Annotated in this window: 1 pseudogene; it reads left to right on the top strand. The window is 41.7% G+C overall.

The window, feature by feature from the left end:
* A pseudogene (locus BAQ44_RS30775) lies at positions 1–321 on the top strand (hypothetical protein); the annotation flags it as partial.

Genomic DNA, 321 nt, shown 5'->3' with positions numbered 1-321 from the left:
ATTTGATCAGGCGGAAGAAGTTGGAGAAAAGAAACTAGAACAAGTAGAAGAAAAGCCGAAGCAAGAAGGAATAGATGGAGACAAGAAACTTGAACAGTTGGAAGAAGCAACAGAAGAAACTGGAGAAAAGAAACCCGAACAAGTAGAAGAAACGCCGAAGCAAGAAGGAATAGATGGAGACAAGAAACTTGAACAGTTGGAAGAAGCAAAAGAAGAAGCTGGAGAAAAGAAACCCGAACAAGTAGAAGAAACGCCGAAGCAAGAAGGAGCAGATGAAGGTAAGAAACTTGAACAGTTGGAAGAACCAACGGAAGAAGCTGG

The sequence above is a fragment of the Bacillus mobilis genome (assembly GCF_001884045.1).
GTDB lineage: Bacteria > Bacillota > Bacilli > Bacillales > Bacillaceae_G > Bacillus_A > Bacillus_A mobilis.
This window is presented reverse-complemented; position numbering and strand designations above follow the sequence as displayed.